This window comes from Mucilaginibacter rivuli (assembly GCF_019391655.1).
Lineage (GTDB): Bacteria > Bacteroidota > Bacteroidia > Sphingobacteriales > Sphingobacteriaceae > Mucilaginibacter > Mucilaginibacter rivuli.
On the sequence record NZ_JAHXPQ010000001.1, the window covers coordinates 368,758 to 384,408 of the forward strand.

10 protein-coding genes and 1 tRNA gene are annotated in these 15,651 nt (G+C 41.6%); 7 read left to right on the forward strand and 4 right to left on the reverse strand.

Annotated features, from left to right (window positions below; all coding sequences use genetic code 11):
- Positions 1 to 7: 7 nt before the first annotated feature.
- Together KXQ82_RS01720 and KXQ82_RS01725 are read right to left on the reverse strand one after the other, a co-directional pair.
- Positions 8 to 1,354 (reverse strand): APC family permease, encoded by a 1,347-nt coding sequence (locus KXQ82_RS01720; RefSeq protein WP_369412408.1) that lies wholly within the window; start codon positions 1,352 to 1,354, stop codon positions 8 to 10.
- Positions 1,354 to 2,013 carry a bifunctional 4-hydroxy-2-oxoglutarate aldolase/2-dehydro-3-deoxy-phosphogluconate aldolase gene (locus KXQ82_RS01725; RefSeq protein WP_219486241.1) on the reverse strand — a complete coding sequence of 220 codons (660 nt, stop codon included), beginning with the start codon at positions 2,011 to 2,013 and terminating at the stop codon, positions 1,354 to 1,356. The genes KXQ82_RS01720 and KXQ82_RS01725 overlap by 1 nt, the downstream gene beginning before the upstream one ends.
- A gap of 222 nt (positions 2,014 to 2,235) precedes the next feature.
- Between KXQ82_RS01725 and KXQ82_RS01730 the strand changes: the two genes are divergently transcribed.
- Both KXQ82_RS01730 and KXQ82_RS01735 read left to right on the forward strand, forming a co-directional pair.
- Positions 2,236 to 3,261: a sugar kinase gene (locus KXQ82_RS01730; protein ID WP_219486243.1), complete on the forward strand. Its 1,026-nt coding sequence runs from the start codon at positions 2,236 to 2,238 to the stop codon at positions 3,259 to 3,261.
- Positions 3,262 to 3,543: 282 nt separating this feature from the next.
- A complete protein-coding gene (locus KXQ82_RS01735) occupies positions 3,544 to 3,990 on the forward strand; it encodes a NanQ anomerase/TabA/YiaL family protein (protein ID WP_219486245.1) in 447 nt (148 codons plus the stop codon).
- Positions 3,991 to 4,074: 84 nt separating this feature from the next.
- Here KXQ82_RS01735 and KXQ82_RS01740 read toward each other — a convergent pair whose 3' ends face one another.
- Complete coding sequence (locus KXQ82_RS01740) at positions 4,075 to 4,995, reverse strand: PfkB family carbohydrate kinase (RefSeq protein ID WP_219486246.1); 921 nt, start codon at positions 4,993 to 4,995, stop codon at positions 4,075 to 4,077.
- Positions 4,996 to 5,081: 86 nt separating this feature from the next.
- Here KXQ82_RS01740 and KXQ82_RS01745 point away from each other — a divergent pair.
- Positions 5,082 to 5,155: transfer RNA gene (locus KXQ82_RS01745), tRNA-Asn, on the forward strand.
- Between the two features lie 199 nt (positions 5,156 to 5,354).
- On the opposite strand, the gene KXQ82_RS01750 is transcribed toward KXQ82_RS01745, so the two are convergent.
- Positions 5,355 to 6,989: an ABC-F family ATP-binding cassette domain-containing protein gene (locus KXQ82_RS01750; RefSeq protein WP_219486248.1), complete on the reverse strand. Its 1,635-nt coding sequence runs from the start codon at positions 6,987 to 6,989 to the stop codon at positions 5,355 to 5,357.
- Positions 6,990 to 7,201: 212 nt separating this feature from the next.
- Here KXQ82_RS01750 and KXQ82_RS01755 point away from each other — a divergent pair, with 212 nt between their 5' ends.
- From KXQ82_RS01755 to KXQ82_RS01770, 4 genes are all read left to right on the forward strand, one after another.
- The gene (locus tag KXQ82_RS01755) at positions 7,202 to 8,560 is read left to right on the forward strand and encodes an amidohydrolase family protein (protein ID WP_219486250.1); all 1,359 of its coding nucleotides are present in this window, start codon (positions 7,202 to 7,204) and stop codon (positions 8,558 to 8,560) included.
- A 199-nt stretch (positions 8,561 to 8,759) separates the two neighbouring features.
- Positions 8,760 to 9,626, forward strand: a complete 867-nt coding sequence (locus KXQ82_RS01760) for a DUF808 family protein (protein ID WP_219486252.1) — start codon at positions 8,760 to 8,762, stop codon at positions 9,624 to 9,626.
- Between the two features lie 16 nt (positions 9,627 to 9,642).
- On the forward strand, positions 9,643 to 11,562 hold the full coding sequence (nagB, locus tag KXQ82_RS01765) for a glucosamine-6-phosphate deaminase (RefSeq protein ID WP_219486254.1): 1,920 nt from the start codon (positions 9,643 to 9,645) through the stop codon (positions 11,560 to 11,562).
- Between the two features lie 805 nt (positions 11,563 to 12,367).
- A complete protein-coding gene (locus KXQ82_RS01770) occupies positions 12,368 to 15,637 on the forward strand; it encodes a SusC/RagA family TonB-linked outer membrane protein (RefSeq protein ID WP_219486256.1) in 3,270 nt (1,089 codons plus the stop codon).
- Positions 15,638 to 15,651 lie beyond the last annotated feature (14 nt).

Sequence of the window (15,651 nt, forward strand, 5' to 3'; positions counted from 1 at the left end):
ATGTAATTTATTGGTTGGATTGTATTGCCGGTTTAAAAAAGGTTTTATTCACCACGGTTACGTACACTATCGCGCCTAATAAAATGATAGCAATAGCACCCACGATAAACTTAACATCGCTGGTGAACATGATGAAAAGCCATATAATAATGCCCAGTATGGCAGGTATAGGGAACAATTTCATTTTATAAGGGCGTGGTTCTTTAGGCTTGTTATAGTGCCAGTAAATAACCCCCGCCGACTGGCCCACAAATTGCACCAAAATCCTCATCGTAATAATAGCCGTTATCACTTCTTTCATTTTGAACAATAAACTGAACGCGAAAGCGATGCCGCCTATTACTAATAACGATACATGCGGGAACTTTTTGGTAGGATGCGTTTTACCGAATACCGGGAAAAAGTTACCATCAATAGCTGCCGCGTAGGGTATGCGTGAGTAGCCCAGCATGCCCGCAAATAATGATGCCGCCGCGATAATGAGTATTAGCCCCGTAGCAATATTAGCTACCTGTACATTATATATCTGCTCAAAGTACGTACTGATAACAAAATCCGACTTGGCTATTTGCTGCCATGGCATCGCGCCAAGCACAACCAGTTGCATTGCCAGATAAATAAATGCTATTCCCGCTATCGAAATAAATATACTGCGCGGGATATTTATTTCGGGGTTCTCAATTTCGCCGCCAAGGTTACATACATTATAATAGCCTAAGTACGAGTACACCGTTTGCAGTGATGCCTGGCCTAAACCAACAAAGAATATAGGTGTCAAATCGAAAGCGTCCTTTGAAAATGTAAAAGCCTTTTTCGCATCAAAACCCATAATGCCCGAGCCCAGCAACCAAACGAAAGTAACGCCGGTAACTATCCATAAAAAAACGGATATTTTACCGATGCTCTTCACATCGCGGTAAAGCAAAGCCACAACCAATAGGACCAATCCGCCGCTAACGGCTTGTTTGGCATAATTACTTAGGGGGATAAGGTAGGCTAAGTATTTTGAGAAACCAATGGCTCCGCTGGCAATAACCAGGGGCGCCTGTATGCAGGTTTGCCATATTAACAGGAAAGACATCAGCCTGCCCCATTTATTATTGTATAGCTTTTGCAGAAAAACATAACTGCCGCCTGCTTCGGGCCATTTGGCGCCTAACTCGCTCCAAACTGAGCCATCCATAAAAGCCAGCAACGCGCCTAATAACCAGGCAAGCATACATTGCGGGCCTTTCATGGCGCCAACTACTATTGAAAGGGTAACAAAGGGGCCAATGCCAACCATGTAGATCATGTTGAGCGACGTGGCTTGAGTGAGCGATAGCCCCCTTGTTAACTTACCCGGTGCAATCACTATCTGCTTGCGTTAACTATGGCAATAGCTTCTTTTGTAGCAGCAGTTAGTTCGGCATATTGTTTCTTTTCCATAACCTCTTTGGTGATGAGCTTGCTGCCCATACCAACAGCGCAAACGCCTGCTTTAAACCAGCCGCCAATGCTTTCTTTGGTCATATCTACACCACCGGTAGGCATAAACAACAGGTTAGGGAACAATTCTTTTATCCCCGAAAGGAAAGATGGGCCCAGCATGTTACCAGGGAATAATTTGATAACCTTGGCGCCTAATTTTTCGGCCTTGATAATTTCGGTAGGCGTCATACATCCCGGGAACCAAAGCATGTTAGCTTTATCTGCAACCGGAACAACATCTTCTACCAATCCCGGGCTGATAATATAATCGCAACCGGCATCAATAAATTTTTGGGCGGTTTCGCCATCTTTTATGGTACCAATACCCAGGTACATTCCTTTTAATTCGGTATCGCAAACTTTACGCAGAGTAGCAAAGTTTTTTAATGCTGCTTCGCCACGGTTAGTGTATTCAACTGTACGGATGCCTGCCGCGTATAAAGCATGTAATAGCTCTATGCTGGTTTGCTCGTCCTTATTAAAATAAAGTGGTAAAATACCTTGCTCTGGTATCAGCTTTAAAAGTTCAGCTTTTTTATCCATGATGATTTTTTGAAGTAATAATTGATTTGACGGCTAAAGTAGAAAGAAATAAGTTAAACATTAAAAGTATAGGTAATTAGTGGTAAAAAATTTACGCAATCGTTCCCGATGATTTTTTATTTAAAAACTTAGTAATTAATGAGGTTTAATGTACTTTTGAATCGCTTTACATAAACCTGAAGCTTAATTTTATCTATTTTTCAATTAAATCATATAAAATCGATGTCTAAAAAAGTTGTAACTCTTGGAGAGATAATGTTGAGGTTATCCACTCCTGATTTCAAAAGATTTGTAACCAGCGATACCTTTGATGTTACCTATGGTGGCGGCGAAGCTAACGTTGCGGCTGCACTTTGCAATTACGGATTGAATGGCACTTTCGTGTCTAAGGTACCGGCTAACCCTATTGGCCAGGCTGCTATTAACCACTTACGCCGTTTTGGTGTTGATACCCAATTTGTTGCCCGTGGCGGTAAACGTTTAGGCATTTACTTTTTAGAAACAGGCGCTTCTATGCGTGCTTCGCAGGTTGTTTATGACCGTGCCGATGCTTCGATAGCCGAAGTTGAAGCCAGCGAATTTGATTTTGACAAAATTTTTGAAGGTGCCGATTGGTTCCACACTACAGGTATTACCCCGGCATTGAGCGATAAAGCTGCTGCTTTAACTTTAGCTGCTTTAAAAGCTGCTAAAGCAAAAGGCATTACAACCAGTATTGACCTTAACTATCGTAAAAAACTTTGGAGCAAAGAAAAAGCCCAGCAGGTAATGAGCGAGCTTTGTAAATATGTTGACGTTTGTATTGGTAACGAAGAAGATGCTGATACTACTTTAGGCTTTAAAGCTGCCGGTACTGATGTTACCAAAGGCGAATTGAACCTTGATGGTTACAAAGACGTTTTTGCACAAATGAAAGCTAAATTTGGCTTTAAATACATCGCATCAACTTTACGCGAAAGCCACTCAGCATCTGACAACGGATGGAGCGCATTGGTATATGATGGTACCGAGTTTTACCACACTAAAGAATATAATGTACGTATTGTTGACCGTGTAGGATCAGGCGACTCATTTGCCAGCGGTTTCATTTTCGGTTTAGTTACCGGTATGAAAATGGCTGACGCTGCTGAGTTTGGTGTTGCTGCATCAGCAATTAAACACACCATCCCTGGCGACTTAAACCACGCTACACTGAACGAAGTTCAGGAACTGGTTAAAGGTGACGGTTCGGGCCGCGTACAACGCTAAGACCGAAAGTCCGAAAGACAAAATATAATAATCCGCCTTGGCCTCGCTGGGGCGGATTTTTAGTTTGCTAATTATAATCAAACCATGATTGACAAAGACGAAATACTAAACACGTATAAATGGATCAAAGTCCCCAAATATGTAGACGATGTTACGTTATCATGGGAGGAAAGATATAGCCGACTAAATGAACATCATATCAAAGAAACCACATTTTTGATAGATAAGATTCGAGAAATTGTGGCAGAATCAACAAACCATCAATAACTTAAAAATAAAATTATGATCATAGATACTTTAGCGAACGGCGACCAGTACATCGCTTTGCACCCGGGCTTTAAAGCCGCTTTTGACCACCTGGCTTCTATCGACCTGAACGCGCTTGAGGTTGGCAAATACGAAGTTGATGGTGTTAAATACGCGGTAATGGCAAAAGATGGCGCTACAAAAGAAGCCGCCGCCGAAAAATTTGAGTGCCACGATAAAAATATAGATATCCAGGTGCTGATCAGCGGAGTTGAAACCATGGGCTGGAAAGCCCGCAACGATTGTAAATCGCTTAAAGGCGAATACAATGCAGAAAAAGACGTTTCTTTTTATAGTGACGCCGCCGAAATGTATTTTACACTAAATGCCGGCCAGTTTGTAATATTTTACCCTAATGATGTTCACGCGCCAATGATAGGCGACGGTTTTATTAAAAAATTGGTTGTTAAGGTGAAGATATAATTTTAAGGCTGAAGAATACATAACCCTGAAATACAAAAGCCCGCACATCATTTTTGATGTGCGGGCTTTTTGTTATATATGCTCTTATTCTATAATAGCGAATTGCGACAAGCTTACAAATTCCTGTATGCGTGCCGAAACTTCGGCAGGGGTAAGGCTCGTTAAACGCTCGGTACCAAATTTCTCTACACAGAAGGAGGCCAATGCCGAACCATATATGATGGCATTCTTCATGTTATTAAAGTTGATAGTACCAACTTTAGCCAGGTAACCAATAAAGCCTCCGGCAAAGGTATCGCCAGCGCCTGTAGGATCAAACACATCGGCAAGTGGCAGGGCCGGCGCCGAAAATATCTTGCCTTCGCTAAACAGCAATGCACCATGCTCACCTTTTTTAATGATCAAATATTTAGGGCCCATAGCAGCTATTTTACGCGCAGCCTTTACCAATGAATATTCGCCCGATAATTGACGCGCCTCGCTATCGTTAATGGCTAAAACGTCAACCATCTTAATAGTTTCAAGCAGGTCATCCATGGCAATGTCCATCCAAAAGTTCATAGTATCCATCACAATAAGCTTGGGGCGGTTTTTAAGGCGTTTAATAACCGTTTGTTGTATTTGCGGGGTAAGGTTGCCCAGCATCAGGTATTCGCAATCCTGGTAGCTCTCAGGTATAATGGGGTCAAAATCTGCCAGCACGTTCAGCTCGGTTACCAAAGTATCGCGGCTGTTCATATCATTATGGTACTTACCTGCCCAAAAAAACGACTTTTCGCCTTGTTTAATTTGCAAGCCTTCGGTATCCACATTATGATTGTTCAGGTTTTTTATTTCGCTTTCAGGGAAATCATCACCAACAACGGCAACAATTTTCACCTTGTCATAAAAGTAAGAAGCGGCCAAACTTGCATAGGTAGCGGCCCCGCCAACAATTTTATCTGTTTTACCAAAGGGTGTTTCAATAGCGTCAAATGCCACAGTACCAATAACTAATAAACTCATATAAATAAATTTGAAATTTTTTTTTGACAAATATTGTGAATTTAGCTGGATAATCATACTTTTGCACACTCCAAACCGGAAAACACTCCTGAGTAGCTCAGCTGGTTAGAGCATCTGACTGTTAATCAGAGGGTCGCTGGTTCGAGCCCAGCCTCAGGAGCAATTAAAATCAATGATTTAACCCCGCTTAGACAAGCGGGGTTTTTTTATTCGCATACTTTTCGCATAGTCTAAAAAAAATCTACATTCCCTTCCCCTGCTTAAAAATGCCGACGATGTGAGTACTATGGAAGACCCTGAATATAGTATTATGTGGGAGTAGATCGATTGGATTTTACCTTTTGCAAGCACTACGTGGATTACCTTTGTTCTATCTCTTTCAAGCTATCCATTTTTTTGTAGGCCAAAAATCCTTTAATATCCTCAAAGTGTTCGCGCACGCGTTTGTTGCCAAACTCGAATACTTTTTGAGCCAGCCCGTCCAAAAAGTCCCTGTCATGCGATACCAGGATCAGCGTACCATCAAAATCCCTGAGCGCGTCTTTAATAATGTCTTTGGTCTTCATGTCCAAATGGTTAGTGGGCTCATCCAGTATCAACAAATTTACCGGCTCCAATAATAATTTGATCATGGCTAAACGGGTTTTCTCTCCTCCCGAAAGTACTTTCACTTTTTTGGTGGTATCATCGCCGCTGAACATAAACGCGCCTAAGAGGTCTTTTATCTTTACGGTGCCATCGCTTAACGGTATCTGGTCAATGGTATCGAATACGGTCAGGTTTTCATCGAGCAATGCGGCCTGGTTTTGAGCGAAGTAGCCTATCTTGGCATTATGGCCAACTTTTAAGCTGCCTTCAAAATCTATCTCGTTCATGATGGCTTTGATCATGGTTGATTTACCCTCACCATTTTTGCCGACAAAGGCTACCTTTTCGCCACGCTCTATCACCATCGACGCGTTTTTGAATACAACATGATCGCCGTAGGTTTTAGTCAGGTCTTCTACCATTACCGGGTACTGACCCGAACGCGGCGATGGCGGAAACTTCAATCGTAATGCTGATGTATCTACTTCATCTATCTCAATAACTTCCAACTTTTCCAGCATCTTTACACGCGATTGTACTTGTAAGGTTTTAGAGTAAGTGCCCCTGAACCTGTCTATAAATTCCTGATTGTCGGCAATAAACCGTTGCTGCTCTTCGTAAGCTTTTAACTGGTGAACGCGGCGGTCGGCACGTAATTGTAAATAATGACTGTATTTGGCTTTATAATCATATATCCGGCCCATCGTCACCTCAATGGTACGGTTGGTAATGTTATCTACAAAGGCACGGTCGTGCGAGATCACCATTACCGCCTTTGCCGAGTTGATCAGGAAATCTTCCAGCCACTGTATACTCTCAATATCCATGTGATTGGTAGGCTCATCCAGTAAAATAAGATCGGGCTTTTTTAACAGAATTTTAGCCAGTTCGATACGCATGCGCCACCCGCCCGAAAATTCGGAGGTTTGGCGGCCAAAATCCTTACGTTCAAAGCCCAAACCTTTCAGCACTTTTTCTACTTCTGCATCATAGTTTGTTTCTTCTACGGTATAAACTATCTCGCTCAGTTCTGATACGCGTTCGATCAGCTTCATGTAGTCATCCGTTTCGTAATCGGTACGAATGTTAAGTTGCTCGTTCAATTCGTCAAGCTCTTTTTGCATCTGGTTGGCTTCGGCAAAAGCTTTCATGGTCTCTTCAAAAACAGTAACCTTATCCTGCGTAAGCAAATGCTGTGGCAAATAGGCTATTACCGCGTCTTTAGGGCCGGTTACGCTACCGGTGGTAGGTTTGGCCTCATCGGCAATTATTTTGAGGATGGTGGATTTACCTGCACCATTCTTACCCATCAGGGCTATTTTGTCGTTCTCGTTTATAGAGAAGGTTACATCACTAAACAAGGTGGTTCCGCCAAATGAAACGGAAATGTTATTTACATTGATCACTGTATGGGGTATTGAATTAACGACAAAGATAAACCAAGGCAAACGATTATGGTAATTGAAATATTAAGACGGCTTTGGCGGGTATAATGGTGTAAGATTACGGCGGTTACCAACGCAATATAAACCATTTTTAATTAATGTTATAATAAATGGTACTTTGTATTGCATAGTATTATATAAATACATAGCTTTGTTTATATCATTTAAAATTTATGAGATTAGTTACGTTTATATTGGCTTTTTTTGCCACGCTTACTTGCTTTGGACAGGCAGCGAAATTTGACCTGGTTATAAAAAATGCAGAGGTATTTAACAGTAAAACCGGGAAACTTGAAGTAAAGCAAACGATACTGGTAAAAGAGGGTATCATTACTGAAGTAACAGGCGATCAAAAAAAATATGCTGCTACAAAGACTATTGATGCCGGTGGGAAACTGGTAACTCCGGGTTTTATCGATACGCACATTCATCCCACTGATGTTTACCGCAGCTATGGCCCTTTACCTGATTACCTGTCAAAAGACTCACTGGAATTTTACAGAAAACGACTCTCTGATACTTTTTTGCCTTATGGAGTAACTACCGCCATGATAATGGGGCAGCCCGAAAAATGGATGCAGCCGATATTGAGTTGGCATAATGATTCGCAGCCCAATTACCTGGACATTTATACCGTTGGCGGGGCATTGGTTTCCAGCCAGAGCCGTAAACCCTATATTAACCATGCCGTTGTTAATTCGCCTGCGGAGGCAAAACAAAAAGTTATAGCATATTACCAATTGGGCATAAGGCATATTAAGCTTTACTGGAAATTGCGAAGACCGGAATTTGAAGCGGCGTTTAAAACTGCTGATAGCCTGGGGATGAAAGTTTACGGGCATGTTGACCAGAATGTAATGTTTATAGATACCGCGTTTGATATTGGCTTGCGTAACTATGAACATGCTTTGACTTTGGTTAACAGTGTTTTTCATGTTCAAACCGATGGTAAAGACCTTGATTTAGATATGCGAAAATATTATGCCCCGGGCGCCGAAAAGAACGGGCAGTTAGAGCGTTTGGAGATGTTTCGTTTTATTCACGATAAAAAGCCTGCAGTGATGGATGTTTTGATAAGCAAACTTACCAAAAGCAATACTACATTTTCTACATCTATACACCTGATGGCCGAGCCATTTGGATTAACCTATTTTACTAACAAGCAGGATACCTCGTTATCCGCAGCGCAGTTAGCCAGGTGCAGGGAAAACTTTAAAATATTTATGGGCTACGTAAAACAATTATCTGCCAGGGGAATAAAACTCCGGATCGGTACCGACTGGCCCAACGGTGGCAAGGCCATTATTTCTGAACAGCTGCTTTTGGCGGAATATGGTTTTACTATTCCTGAAATTCTGCAGATATCAACCATAAACGGAGCCGTAGCCCTGGGCTTAAATGATAAATATGGTTCGATTGAAAAAGGAAAGAAAGCAGATATACTTATTTGGGATAAAAACCCGTTTGATAATTATAAAAACTTTATGGCCGATAAAACAATTATTAAAGATGGCGTTGTTTTAAACAACTAACAATACTTTGTTGATCATTCTGAATGGCAGGCTTACTTCGGCTTTTACTGCTTGCTTTTTTAACACAAAGCTTAATGCCATAAGTTAAAACATCTGATACTTTTTATAGGGGATTTTGTAAGTTAGCGGCTAAAATATTAGGTAAACTAATATTGCTAAATCGGATTAGTTTATATTTACAACATACAACGCTAATAACATGCCATCAGGTTTTTTTGCGATATTGGATGATATAGGGGCTTTGATGGATGATGTTGCCGTAACAACCAAAGTTGCGGCAACTAAAACTACAGGCATATTAGGCGATGATTTGGCTGTGAATGCCGAAAAAGCTACCGGCTTTTTGTCTTCGCGGGAGTTGCCTGTACTGTGGGCAATTACCAAAGGCTCATTTGTTAATAAGCTTATTATTGTACCCATAGCTTTATTGCTCAATGTGTTTTTTCCTGTTGCTATTAAAATGGCATTGGTTTTAGGTGGGTTTTACCTGGCTTATGAAGGCGTAGAAAAAATAATTGAATACTTTTTTCATCGCTCAAAAACGGCTCATGAAGTAGTTGCAGATACCGGCGATAATGGTACAGAGGCAGAAAAAGCAAAAGTTAGAGCGGCCATATTAACCGACTTTATCCTGTCTATCGAAATCGTTATCATCGCGTTGGGAACCGTGTTAGAAAAACCCCTGCTGATACAGATCACAACGGTTACCGTTGTCGCGTTTTTAGCTACAATTGGCGTTTATGGCATAGTTGCATTAATTGTACGGATGGATGACGCGGGATACCGGTTGATGAGGCACGCCAATAACAAAGGTTTCCTTGCGGCACTTGGTTTGTTACTTGTTAAATCATTACCCATTATTATTAAGCTTTTAGCCGTTACCGGCACAATTGCCTTGATCTTTGTTTCGGGGGGTATTTTTGTTCATAACATTGAATATTTACACCATATATTTCCAAACCTGCACACGATGATTAAGGAGTTCAGTGCCGGATTGATAGCCGGGTTGGTTATGGTAGCAATAGTAACGGGTAGTAAAAAAGTGATCTCAGTATTTAAACGATAACAGTACAATATCAATTATGTCACGATTAAATCTTTTAGAAGAAACACGTTTTGAAAAGTTGGCGGTAAAGGTATTTGTTAACCAACTGGAAGCAAGCAAAGTTGTAGCCCGCCGTATTGCCGATATTATTGTAAAAAAGCAAAAAGCAGGCGAAAAAGCAGTATTGGGTTTAGCTACAGGCGTTACACCCATTAACGTATATAAAGAGCTGATCCGTTTGCACAAAGAAGAGGGCTTAAGCTTTAAAAACGTTGTTACGTTTAATCTGGATGAGTACTACCCCATGAAAGCCGACGCGGTACAAAGCTATGTAACCTTTATGAACGAAAACCTGTTCGATCATATTGATATCGACCGGGCCAATATTCACATCCCCGACGGAACGCTTTTACGTGAAGATATAGAAGCGTTTTGCCTGGCCTATGAGCAAAAAATAAGCACTTATGACGGCCTTGATATACAATTATTAGGGATAGGCAGAACCGGGCACATCGGTTTTAACGAACCAGGATCGGCCCCAAACTCGGGTACCAGGCTGGTTACATTGGATGATCTGACCCGCCGTGACGCATCGCGCGATTTTGGGGGTAAAGCTAATGTACCTACCAAAGCTATTACTATGGGTATAGGCACTATTTTTAAGGCCAAAGAAATTATCCTGATGGCCTGGAATGCTAAAAAAGCCTCAATAGTAAAAAAAGCGGTCGAGGGCGAAATATCATCAGAAGTGCCAGCAACATATTTGCAACTATCAGATCATGTGGAGTTTGTGCTGGATGAAGATGCAGCTTCGGAACTAACGCGCTTTAATACCCCGTGGTTAGTAAAAGATTGTTACTGGGACGAGAACCTGATAAAGAAAGCGGTGATATGGCTGGCTAAAACCGTAAACAAGCCGATATTAAAATTAACCGAAGAAGATTACAACACCCATGGCATGGCGCAGCTGGCTACCGAACAAGGGCCGGTTTACAATATTAATATTAACATTTTCAATAAAATACAACACACCATTACCGGTTGGCCGGGAGGCAAGCCCAATGCCGACGACAGCCAGCGGCCCGAACGTTCGCAACCTAATAAAAAGCGGTCGGTTATATTCTCGCCCCATCCTGATGATGATGTGATATCGATGGGAGGAACATTTATTCGCCTGGCCGATCAGGGTCACGAAGTACATGTAGCCTATCAAACATCAGGAAATACCGCGGTGTGGGACGATGATGCTTTACGATATGTAGAGTTTTCTATCGATCTGGCTAAAAGCGAGGGCCGGGATACCACCGAACAGGAATCGCTTTATATGCAGATGCGTTCGTTCTTCCAATCAAAATTACCTAACCAGGCCGATACCAAAGCTATACAAACCATAAAAGGCTTGATCCGTAAAGGCGAAGCTATTGCAGGTGCAAGATTTGCCGGTTTACCGGATAACAATATCCATTTTCAAAACCTGCCTTTTTACGATAGGCTAAAAACACAGAAAGCGGTAAGCTATGAGGATGATATTGTACAAACCATGGCGCTGTTAAATACCGTTAAGCCGCACCAGGTTTTTGCTGCAGGAGATTTTGCCGATCCGCATGGTACCCATAAAGTTTGCTTTAACATTGTGTACCAGGCCTTGATCCGCTTAAAAGCTACCGAAGACTGGGTAAAAGATTGCTGGCTGTGGTTGTACCGTGGCGCCTGGCACGAGTTTGAGATACACGAAATAGAAATGGCGGTACCGCTTTCGCCGGAAGAAGTTAAGCGTAAACGCTTAGCCATATTTAAACATCAATCTCAAAAAGATATGCCGGTATTCCCTGGCGACGATGCGCGTGAATTTTGGGTTCGAGCTGAAGAACGTACCTGCGAAACTGCCAAAGCCTACGACGGGCTTGGCCTGGCTAACTACGAAGCCATTGAGGCTTTTAAGCGCTGGGAGTTTTAAAATTGTGGCAAATTAAAACAGGCTACGATAAAGTAAGTTCATACTATCCAGAGGCAACTTAAACCTTTGGTATAATCTTCGGCGGAAGTATTGCCACTATCAGTATTTCAGCTTTACTTCAAATATAATTGCCACATCCCTGCCTCGGGTATTGTGGAATAGCGGAAATAAATATAAAAACCAAATATTTGCCCTCATTGGTCAATTTTTCGACCTGTAATATATCTGTTACGTTTAAGTTTGCTATGCAATTCAATCGATTGCGCAATATAGCCTTGTAACAAAGGCACCTATATAAACCATTATTATTACCTGCTTAAGATAATCTGAAGCATTTTTTTTGTAACCAATTATTTTCCCGCTAACATAGTCGGGATTGTTCTTTGTTTTAACCAATAAAACTTAATACATGATGAGAAAATGTTTACCCTTCTTTTTTGTGCCTGCAGTGCAATCACTCAAGGCAATTCCACAAATCGGGCAAACCGACGAGAAATCGTTAAGAGGCCCTACTAATTTTACCGCCAGTACAATGCACTAAGGAGCGGTTATGGCATGCTAAATTCCTGCAATATAATCATGTGTTCCAATTTATTCAGTAACTCAATTACATCAATAATTAAAGATCGCCCAGCGCGCGCCGTCAAAACTTCCATTCCGCTGGGACCTTATTTATGAACCTCTTATAAAACCTACGTTAATTATGAATTTTTTTAATCAATCATTATCTGATGCTAAGCATTGGCGACAAAAAATCCAACTTTTTAATTGCCGCTTTTTTCTCAGTATCGTTTTTATGTTAGTAATGGCCTCCCAGGTATTTGCGCAACAGGATAAAACCATAAATGGTACCGTTCGTGATGATAAGGGAGAAACCATGCCAGGTGTTAGTGTAACTGTTAAAGGCACAACTAATGGAACCGTTACGGATGTTAAGGGTCATTATACTTTAAAAGTTAATAACACAGCAGGCACGCTGGTATTCTCTTTTGTGGGCTTTACTACCAGCGAAGTAACGATCAATAAACGGACAAACATTGATGCTGTTTTAAAAGAAAGCGACAAAACCCTGAGCGAGGTTGTTGTTATTGGTTACGGTACGGTAAAAAAACGTGACCTTACCGGTTCTGTAGCTTCAGTTAGTGGTAAAGATATAGCGGCTACGCCTGTTCCCAATATTGCCCAGGCTATGCAAGGAAAGCTGCCAGGGGTAAGTGTTGTTTCGCAAGATGGACGCCCGGGTGCAAGTATCAATATCCGTGTTCGAGGCGGGGGCTCCATATCTCAAAGCAACCAACCTTTGATACTTATTGACGGGATACCCGGCAACTTGAGTGATATTGCTCCTGACCAGGTAGAAAGCATTGATGTATTAAAAGAAGCATCAACTTCTGCTATTTATGGTTCAAGGGGAGCTAACGGTGTGGTTTTGGTGACCACAAAATCGGCAAAAGCAGGCAAAACCAGTGTTAGCTATAATGGTTATGCTAAATTTAATACCCCAACTAAATATTTAGAAGCATTAGCGCCATATGACTATTTGAAATACGTTTGGGCAAACTCTGCAGCCAACGCGGTTGCTTTTCAAACTCCGTTTGAGCAATTATTTGGCCTTGGCTCATATACCACTAAAAACCCCGGTGGGATAGAAAGTTACCGGGATTTGCCAACTGATGATATTCAGCGACAAGTGTATGGCAGGTCTACGTCTATGAGCCACGCCCTTACCTTAACAGGTGGAACAGATAAAACAAAAATGCTGTTCAGCATTAATTACGCTGATGACCAGGGTATGAAGTTAAATTCATACCAAAAACGTACTGCTGCAAACTTCAAGGTAAGCCATAAAGTGTTTGACAACGTTACATTTGATTTGAATGCACGTTATTCATACGTCCCTACACTTGGCGATGAAAGCACAACCAGCGGCAGCGGCTCAATTCTTTCTTCTTCTTACCGTTTCCGCCCTATTGCTACCAATCATATTTTAGGCGACCTGGCTGCATTACAAAATAGCAATATACAGCAATACGGTACAGCCTCAATGTGGGACACGCATAGCCCTGTTGCGCGTACCATTGATAATGAGCCCCTCACTACAAATCAAAATTTTATTGGTATTGCATCATTAAATTGGGAAGTTGTTAAGGGCTTGGTTTATCATACTGATTACAGTATGGGTGGCGGATGGGGCCAGCGGCAAAACTGGTCGGGCGCTACTTACAATAATTATATTGATGATGTTACCGGTAATAAATTATATGCAGGTAATGCCGCCTATACCAAATCTGACAATTGGAATTTGCGTTGGGCAAATACACTCGCATATGAGTTCAATATCAATAAAGCGAACAAATTAAATGTTTTAGTAGGTACAGAAGTATCAAATACGGGCGGTACAAGCTTATCTATAACAGCAACCCGCTTCCCTTCAAATTTTACTAAAGAAACAGCCTTCGCTCAAATTAACCAATATGATTCAGTTAATGGATCATTGTCATTCTCTTCGGGTGTAAATTTCCCTGTACGTCTTAATTCTTATTTTGGGCGTGCTAATTATTCGTTACTTGACCGTTACTTGTTCACTTTCACATTCCGTGAAGATGGTTCGTCACAATTTGCTCCTGGTCATCAATGGGGTTTTTTCCCGGGTGCGGCTTTTGCATGGCGGGTATCCGACGAATCATTTATGAAAAACATCAGTTGGCTTGATAATTTAAAACTCCGCGTAGCTTATGGTTCAATTGGTAATAATCAGATTCCTAATGCTACGCAACAGCTTTTCGGATCAGTAACAGATCAGAGATTGCAATATGCCATTAATCATACACGTACATCTGCTTACCAACCTTCGTCATACCTGGCAAACCCTAATGTAACCTGGGAAACCACCGTTACCCGCGGTATAGGTACCGATTTTGGCTTGTTTGGAGGCCGATTAACAGGTACTGTTGATCTGTATTGGAATTACACTAAAGACCTGCTTTTCAACCTGCCAGTTGCGCCAATAACCGGTTATTTAACAACTTATGCCAATGTGGGTCAAACCAGCAACAAAGGTATCGAGATATCGCTTAACGGTACGATCTGGAAAAACAAAGACTGGAAGGTTACTGCAGGTGGCAATATTAACTTTAACAAAAATAATATCGATCAGATAGATCCGAACGTGAACCCGTATTATTCTGCCGGGTGGGCCGGTTCGGCATCATATCCATCGTCAGACTATGTGTTGTTACAGGGCAATCCGGTTGGTTTGATCCGCGGTTTAACTTATGATGGTATATATACTCCTGCAGATTTTACGTATAACGCAACTAATGGTATGTATACGCTAAAACCCGGCATCCCTGATATTGGTACCTTTGTTGGCGTAGTGCATGGGTTAGTAACCACTGACCGTCCTTCGGGCCAGGTCGCTTATCCGGGTCTTCCTAAATTTGTAAACAGGGATGATTCCAATAATAAGATCGATGATAATGATCTTTCCGTTATCGGAAAAACAGTTCCGGTTCATACAGGTGGTTTCAACTTTAATGTAAGTTATAAAAATATAGACCTGGGCCTTAATTTTAACTGGAGTTATGGTAATGATATTTATAATGCAAACAAACTGGCTTCATTGTATGGGCCTAAAGAGGCGGGTGTTTACGAAAACAAACTGGCGATTTTGAATAACGCCTATAAAATTTATGATGTTGTTAATGGCCAATTGGTAAGGTTAAGAACCCCCGACCAATTAGACGCGGCAAATGCAAACGCTACCTTACCGCTATCGTATGGCGAAATGGGCGTAACTTCTACCCTGGGCATCGAGAAAGGCTCATTCTTACGCTTGAACACACTAACCCTGGGATACAGTGTGCCAACATCTATACTTTCAAAAATTCATATCAGTAACCTTAGGTTATATGGTAGCATTTATAATGTGGCTACTATTACAGGCTATAGCGGCCTTGATCCGGAGGTTAACGTTGATGAAGGCAGGAGCAGCCAGTTTCCAACTACAGGTTTGGATTATGGTACCTATCCGCGTGCACGTTCATTCATTATTGGTTTGAACCTTGGTTTTTAACAATTAAAAGTATT